Source organism: Microlunatus sp. GCM10028923, from assembly GCF_042666975.1.
Lineage (GTDB): Bacteria > Actinomycetota > Actinomycetes > Propionibacteriales > Propionibacteriaceae > Microlunatus.
This window is the reverse complement of record NZ_JBHTFF010000011.1, coordinates 264933-272422: the sequence shown is the minus strand read 5'-3', so window position 1 is coordinate 272422 and position 7490 is coordinate 264933. Positions and strand designations below refer to the sequence as shown.

Here is a 7490-nt window from a genome sequence, read left to right as displayed (position 1 = left end):
GGCAGCAAGCACCGCACGCGACGACAGGCCGACAGATCCAGTCAAAGGCAAACCAGACCAGGCACAAGTCGGGTCAGACCCACCGCCGCGAACGGCACTTGACGATCCTCACAGGCACAAGTGCAGCGACACGCCGTCAAAACGGCTGCTTTTGTGCCCGGTCGGCGGGGTCTTTGGGGGTTAGGGGGTGTAGACGAGGGCGTCGCCGACCTTGCGTTCGGCGCTGCCGGAGGGCTTGTTGACCAGGGCGCCCTTGGCGACCATGGTCGAGGAGCCGCCGCCGTCCAGGTTGATCGCGTCGCGGAGGCCGAGGGCCTTCGCGACGGCCGCGGTCTCCGGCAGGGTGGTGCCGACGCTGGTGGTCTGCCGGCCGTCGATCACGCCGATCACCAGTTCGCCGGTCGACTTGGTGCCGATGAAGGTGCGCGGGTTGCGGGCGAAGAAGCTGTTGTCGATCGGCGGCAGGACGTTCTCGCCGTCGCGGAGCAGCTGATACCGGCCGTTGACCGCCTGGCTGTTCCGGCCGAGCGGTACCTCGCGACCGGCCTGGTCCCGAAGCGTGCTGTCGAGCTCGACGCAGCCGGACAGCCGGCGCAGGGCGACCACGTCGGAGCCGGTGGCCTGCAAGGACCTCTCCCCCTTGGCCAGGGCGGTGCCGCGCTGGTCGGCGCGGCGCTTCACGCAGCCGCGCGCGTCCAGCACCAGCTCGGTGCCGGGCCCGGACGGGGTGCTGGCCGCGAACTCCGGCGTGAACAGCGTCGTGTCGCCGTCGGTCGGGCAAGCCGCCTGATCCGTCATCGCCTCACAGCCGGCGGGCGGCACCGGCGGATGGTTGACGAACTCCAGGCCGACCCGCAGGTCGCGGCCCTGGACGTGACCGGACCAGCTGAACGGTCCGTACGAGGGACGCAGGCCGTCCCGGTCGAACAGCACCGAGACCTCGGCCGGGTCGGTGGTCGGCTCGCTGAGCAGGCGGCCGTCGTAGATGCCCAGGCCGACCGGGTCACCGGGATACTCCTGCGACGCGGTGAAGGTGAAGAAGCTCGCGTTCACGCCGGCCAGCGCGCCGGCCTCGGCGGTCAGCTGCGAGGTGGTTTCGACCTTGGCCAGGTCCGGGCCCGTGACGGCACGGATCCCGCCGGTGGCGCGGCGCGGATCGATGGTCAGCAGGAAGACCCGCCACGGACCCTTGGTCGTGGTCGGGATCTCGGCCGGGTCGGCCGGCGCGTCGCCGCGGACGATGGTGGTCAGCGTGACGCCCGGTGCCAGCGTCGACGTCGACCGGCTCTCCGGCAGTCCGGCGTCGCCGAGCGGCAGGGCCGGCGGGCGGGCGGTGGCCGGAACGGCGGCCAGCGCCAAGGTGAGGAGGGTCCCCCCGAGCAGGGCTGTCATAGTGGAAAAGCGACCCTTGATCATGACCTGACGTTGACATTTGCCAGCGAACGGCCGGACCACCTTCCCGTGACCGCATCGCGAAGATCCGGTGACGCATCGGAGCCCCTGGTAGATTCGCCGCCGTCCGCACCGCCGCCGGCGGGTCCGTACCGCGAGCCAGCAGGAGTCCCCACGCCGTGCCCGAACCAGTACCCGCAACCCGGCCGGCCCCGACGACCCTGATCGACCGGCTTCCGTCGATCGGACTGGCGGCGTTCTGGCTGGGCAGCCGGCTGCTGATCCTCGGGGTCTGGCTGAACGCCGAGTACATCGCCACCGGCGACGTGGGCTACTACTTCGGCAAGATCGCCAACCTGGGCCGGGTCGGGCTGGACCAGACCTTCCTCGAGTACCCGACCCCGGTCACCTGGATCCTGTCGATCCCGTACCTGCTCTCCGGCGGCAATCAGTCCGGCTACATCGTCGGGTACGTCGGCTTCATGATCATCATCGATGCCGCCTTCACGATCGCGCTGTGGCGGGCGGCGGGCGACCGGCCCGGCCGGGCGGTCTACTTCTGGCTGATCTTCATCGTCTGCGTCGGCCCGCTGGCCTACCTGCGGTTCGACCTGATCCCCGCGGTGCTCGCCGGCGGTGCGCTGCTGGCGCTGCGCCGGGTGCCCGCGCTGAGCGGCGTACTGACCGGGATCGGCGCCGCGATCAAGCTCTGGCCGGCGCTGCTGATCGCCGCCCTGGCCGCCCCGAAGCAGGCGCGCCGGCCGGCCCTGATCGGCTTCGCCGTCGCCGGATTCGGACTGGCCCTGATCAGCCTGATCGCGGGCGGCTGGCAGCGGCTGATCTCACCGCTGGCCTGGCAGTCCGGTCGCGGCCTGCAGATCGAGTCGGTCTGGGCGACGCCGCTGATGCTGGGCCGGATCGGCGACCCGACGACCTGGACGATCGACATGTCGCCGTACCAGGCCTTCGAGGTGTACGGGCCCGGCAACGAGATCATGGTCGCGATCAGCAACCTGGCCACCGTCGCCGGTCTGGTCGTGATCGTCGCGCTCTGTATCCGTGCCTACCGCGCGACCGAACCCAGCCTGCTCGGCATCGGGTTGGTGATGATCGCGATCGTCGCGCTGATGATCATCACCAACAAGACGTTCAGCCCGCAGTACCTGCTCTGGCTCGGCGGCCCGGTCGCCGCCCTCGGTGTGCTCCACCGCGGCGACCGCCGCCTGCTGAACCTGCTCGGCGTCTCCGTCCTGGTGCTGGCCGTGCTGACCCACCTGATCTACCCGGTGCTCTACTACATGGGACTGCTGGACCCGCAGGTGTCGGCCGGCCTGATCGCCGGCACCGTCGTCCTCGCCGTCCGCAACGTGGCGATCCTGGCCTTCACGGTGGCCGTCTGCCGCCAGGCCTGGATCGCCCTCGCCCCGGCGCCGGTCAGGCCTGCCGGGTGAACTTCTTGATCTTCGGGTCCTGAGCCACCTCGTCGGCGGCCTTCTGCATCGCGGCGCAGTACTGGTCCGGCGTCGACCGGCCGTTGATCAGGTTCGCCATCTCCCGCTTCCGGGCGTCGTTCATCGGCGCATACCAGCCCGCGAAGTTCAGGCTGAAGATGTTCTCGCCGGCAGCCTTGGTGGCGTCGGCCACCGACTTCAGCGCGGTGGTCGGGTTGGTCAGGTTCTCCGGCGCCGTCTTGGTCGCGATCAGCGAGCCGGTCAGCTCGGCGAACTTCGCCCCGGCGTCGTTGCTCAGCATCAGCCGCAGGTACTGCATCCCGCCGAGCTTGTTCTTGGCGTTCTCGGCGACGATGAACGGCTCGCCCGGACCGCCGTTGAGCGCCTCGTACGGCAGCTTGTCGCTCGCCGTCAGCGACGGCACCGGCTGCACCACCATGTCGAAGCCGGGCTTGACCTGCTTGCGCATCTCGTTCTCCAGCCAGGAACCGCACGGGATGATCGCGGCCCGGCCCTGCAGCCACTGCGCCTGCGAGGTGGTGTGGTCGAGCCCCTCGGAGCCCTCCATGATGTAGCCCTCGTCGTGCAGCTGCCGGACCGCCGTCGCCGCCGCCAGCACCGACTCGTTGTCGAACGCGTTCGACTTCAGGTTGTCGATGTTGAGCATGATGTCGATCCCGCCGTGCTTGATCGCCATCGTGTCCAGGATCGTGTCCATGTACTGCGTGTGCACGCCGGTGTGCACGAACGGGGCCAGCCCGGTGGACTTGATCTTGTCGCAGAGCGCCAGGAAGTCGTCCCAGGTCTTGGCCGGTTCCCAGCCCTTCTCCTGGAACAGCGGCCCGCTGTACCAGAAGCCCCACATCGCGAAGACGTACGGCAGCTGACGCATCACGCCGTCGTAGGAGCCGGACACGATCGCCGCGGGCATCAGCAGGTCGCGGATCTTCATGCTCGGGTCGTCGACCGACGGCGCGTCCAGCAACGGGGTCAGATCGGCCAGCTGGTTGTCGGCCACCAGCGTCGCGGTCGGCATCGCGTCGGCACCGGAGTTGTCGATCACCTCCGGCGGGTTGCCGCCGGCGAACCGGGACTGCAGGGTGCTGGCGATCTTGACCGTGGACGACATCTTGCCCACCTCGCCGCCGGCCCAGGTGTTGTAGAGCGCGACGTGTTCCTTGCCGTACTGGTCGCCGTACCCGCCGTTGAAGATCACCACCTCCATCGGCAGCTTCTTGTCGACGCCGAGCGGGTTGTCCGCGGTCTGGTCGCCCGCCGCCGACGACGTCCCCGGGTCGGGCGCGCCGCCGCTGGCCACACAGGCGCTCAGGCCGGCGGTCCCGGCCAGGGCCGCGCCCGCCGCCGCGGTCTTGATCAACGACCGCCGGGTGATCGGCGGGATCTGCTTGTCGAACTCCGGAGCCATGATCTGGTTCCCTTCGGTGTCGGAGAAGTTACTTGAGCGCGCCGGCGGTCATCCCGGCCTGGATCTGCTTCTGGAAGATCACGTACAGGATCAGCACCGGCGCCATGCTGATCACCAGCCCCGCGAACAGGCCGGAGAAGTCCGACCCGTACTGCGAATCCCCCGCGAGCTTGGCCAGTCCCTGGGTCACCACGTAGAGGCCCGGGTTGTCGTTGTTGAGGAACAGCGGCAGCAGGTACTGGTTCCACAGGCCGACCGCGTTGAAGATCGTGATGCTGACGATGCCCGGCCGGGCCAGCGGCAGCATCACGAAGAAGTAGGTCTTGAAGTGCCCGCAGCCGTCGATGAAGGCCGCCTCGCTCAGCTCGCCGGGCAGGCTGGCGAAGAAGCCGGTCAGGAAGAAGACCGTGAACGGCATCGCGTACGCCACGTAGACCGCGATCAGGCCGTGATAGGTGCCGAGCAGGCCGAACGGCAGCCCGGACGCCTGCATGCTCGCGCCGAGCTGCTTCATCACCCCGAACAGCGGGATCACGGCCAGGAAGAGCGGCAACGCCATCGCACCGACGAACGCGAGGTTCAGCGCCCGGCGGCCGACGAACTGGTAGCGGGCCAGCACGTACGACACCATCGCGCCGAGCACCATGACGATCAAGGTCGACAGCCCGACGACGATCAGCGAGTTGAGGAAGTAGTTGCCGAACTGGGCCTCGTTCCAGGCCCGGACGTAGTTGTCGAACTGCAGCGCCATCGGCGGTCGCCAGGAGTCGACGAAGATCTCGGCGTCGGTCTTCACCGAGGACATCAGCACCCAGATGATCGGCAACCCGATGATCACCGACCAGATGATCAGGATCATCTGGGTCACGGCGGTCAGGCCGCGCTCGCCCTTGATCTTGGGCGCGGTCTCGGTCCGCAGCTGCGTCACCTGGGTGGTCACAGTTCACCCTGCTCTCGCCTGGTCACCCGGAGGGTCAGCGCCGCCAGCACCAGCGTGATGAAGAACAGCACCACGCCCTGGGCGGTCGCGTACCCGAACTGACCCTGCTCCTTGAAGCTCTTGTAGATGGACAGCGCCATCACCGTCGTCGTCTCGTTCGGGCCGCCCGGACCGATCGTCATCAGCTGGACGATCGCGAACGCGTCGAGGCAGAGCACCCCGAGATAGATGTACGCGGTGACGATGGACGACCGCAGCAGCGGCAGCGTGATCCGCAGGAACGTCTGGGCCCGGCTGGCCTTGTCGATCGCGGCCGCCTCCAGCAGCTCCCGCGGGATGCCCGACATCGCGGCCGAGAAGTAGACCATGTAGAAGCCGACGTTCATCCAGACCATGACGATGATCACCGTCAGCATCGCCGTGTTCGGGTCGGCCAGCCAGGACGGCGGGTTCGGGACGCCCATCAGCCGGAGCAGCGAGTTCAGCAGGCCGCCCGGATGGAAGACCTGCTGGAACATGATCGCCAGCGCCGCCACCGAGACCACCTGCGGCACGAAGAAGAGCACTCGGTAGAACGAGGCTCCGGCGACGCCGCGCAGCTGGCCGGCCTTGGTGCTGCCGGACAGGTTCAGCATCGACGCGAAGAAGAGGGCGATCGCGATCGAGATGAACGGGACCACGAGCAGCAGGATCAGGTTGTTCCGCAGCCCGGCCCAGAACACCCGGTCCGGGTTGAAGTCGCCGAGGCCGAACAGGGCGGCGAAGTTCTGCAGCCCGACGAACTCGAACGCCGGCGAGTAGCCGGTCCAGTCGGTCAGCGCCAGATAGAACGCCTGCACGTACGGCGACACCACGAAGATCAGGAAGATGATCATGGGCAGGATCAGGAACGACCCGACGAAGACGTACTTCTGCACCAGCTTCAGCCGCCGTTGCCTGGCCCGGCCGGCCGGATCGACGGCAGGGCGGCCGGTGGACCCGGCGGCAGCGCTGCCGTCCGTCTGCACCGCGACCTGATTGCCGCTGTCGGCCATGCCTGTTTCCCCTGTCGTCAAGCTCTCAGACGGGTATTTCCGCTACCTAAGCACAATCACCGCAGAGATTCTTGTGATCCGCGCTGGAAGTTACCTGAGCGAATCCTCCGGGTCACGGCGACGCACCGAACCACCCCGATGACTTCGGGCGCACCCCGGTCGGCAAGGATTCGGGAATGACCGCGGTGATCATCGGCGCCGACATCGGCGGCACCTCCAGCAGGGTCGGCGTGGCCGACCTGGACGGCCGGTTCCTGGCCGTGCAGACGGGCGGGCCGGCCAACCCGAACGCCGTCGGGCCGGACCCGGCGGCCGCCGAGATCCGGCGGGTGACCGGGACCGCCCTGACCGCCGCCGCCGATGCGCTGGGCCGGACGCCGACGGTGGCCGGAGTGGTGATCGGCCTGGCCGGCATCTCCGGGATCGCCGACCCCGAGGGGTTCGCCCGCTCAGCGCTGGCCCCGCTCACCGCCGAACCGCCGCCGATCAAGGTCGTGACCGACCTGGCCGTCGCCTACGCCTCCGGCTCCCCCGAACCCGACGGCTGCGTCCTGATCGCCGGCACCGGAGCCATGGCCGGGATCATCCGGTCCGGCGTCCTGGACGAGCGACGGGACGGCTGGGGCTGGCTGCTCGGCGACGACGGCTCCGGATTCTGGCTCGGCCGGGAGGCGGTCCGGGCGACCTTGGCCGACCTCGAGGCCGGCCAGGCACCCGGCCCGCTGGGCGAGGCGATCCTGGCCCGGGTCCGGGACCAGGTCGAGCCGGGCCCGGACGGCGGGTTCGGTGCCGCGGAGCTGATCCGGTCCGGCTACGCCAGGCCGCCGCGGGAGTTGTCGGAGTACGCCACCCTGGTCGCCGACCTGGCCGACGCGGACCCCGCGGCGGCCCGGATCGCCGACCGCGCCGCGGAGGTGCTGGCGGCGACCCTCGGCCGGCTGGAGCCGGGCCCCGAGCTGCCGATCGTGCTCGCCGGGTCGGTGCTGCAGCCGGGTCCGGCGGGACGGCCGACGCCGGTCGGGAGCCGGCTTCGGGCGCTGCTCGCCGAGCGGTACGAGAACCCGCTGCACGAGGCCGGGCCGGGCGTCGTCGGAGCCGCCTGGCTCGCCGTACCGGCGGAGCGCCGGGGCGATCCGGAGCTGCACCGGAGGCTGCTCGGGTCGGCCCGCGACCGGTCCGTCTGAACCCTCCGGCGAGCCGCTCCGGCCCCGCGGCGCAACACGTCCGTACCACCCGTCTCCCTGGTC

General features: G+C 69.6%; 6 protein-coding genes. 2 read left to right on the top strand and 4 right to left on the bottom strand.

The window, feature by feature from the left end:
- Window positions 1–180: 180 nt before the first annotated feature.
- Window positions 181–1392 (bottom strand): phosphodiester glycosidase family protein, encoded by a 1212-nt coding sequence (locus ACFQU4_RS25640; RefSeq protein WP_377497451.1) that lies wholly within the window; start codon window positions 1390–1392, stop codon window positions 181–183.
- A gap of 179 nt (window positions 1393–1571) precedes the next feature.
- On the opposite strand from ACFQU4_RS25640, the gene ACFQU4_RS25635 reads away from it, so the two are divergent.
- The gene (locus ACFQU4_RS25635; protein WP_377497449.1) at window positions 1572–2843 is read left to right on the top strand and encodes a glycosyltransferase 87 family protein; all 1272 of its coding nucleotides are present in this window, start codon (window positions 1572–1574) and stop codon (window positions 2841–2843) included.
- On the opposite strand, the gene ngcE is transcribed toward ACFQU4_RS25635, so the two are convergent.
- The 3 genes from ngcE to ACFQU4_RS25620 are packed head-to-tail and all read right to left on the bottom strand — an operon-like array spanning window position 2827 to window position 6243.
- The gene (gene ngcE, locus ACFQU4_RS25630) at window positions 2827–4269 is read right to left on the bottom strand and encodes an N-acetylglucosamine/diacetylchitobiose ABC transporter substrate-binding protein (protein WP_377497447.1); all 1443 of its coding nucleotides are present in this window, start codon (window positions 4267–4269) and stop codon (window positions 2827–2829) included. The genes ACFQU4_RS25635 and ngcE overlap by 17 nt on opposite strands.
- 28 nt (window positions 4270–4297) lie before the next feature.
- Window positions 4298–5209, bottom strand: a complete 912-nt coding sequence (locus ACFQU4_RS25625) for a carbohydrate ABC transporter permease (protein WP_377497445.1) — start codon at window positions 5207–5209, stop codon at window positions 4298–4300.
- Window positions 5206–6243, bottom strand: coding sequence for a carbohydrate ABC transporter permease (locus ACFQU4_RS25620; RefSeq protein WP_377497443.1), 1038 nt, complete (start codon window positions 6241–6243; stop codon window positions 5206–5208). The genes ACFQU4_RS25625 and ACFQU4_RS25620 overlap by 4 nt, the downstream gene beginning before the upstream one ends.
- A 176-nt stretch (window positions 6244–6419) precedes the next feature.
- On the opposite strand from ACFQU4_RS25620, the gene ACFQU4_RS25615 reads away from it, so the two are divergent.
- Window positions 6420–7427, top strand: a complete 1008-nt coding sequence (locus tag ACFQU4_RS25615; RefSeq protein ID WP_377497441.1) for an N-acetylglucosamine kinase — start codon at window positions 6420–6422, stop codon at window positions 7425–7427.
- The last annotated feature ends 63 nt before the right edge of the window (window positions 7428–7490 follow it).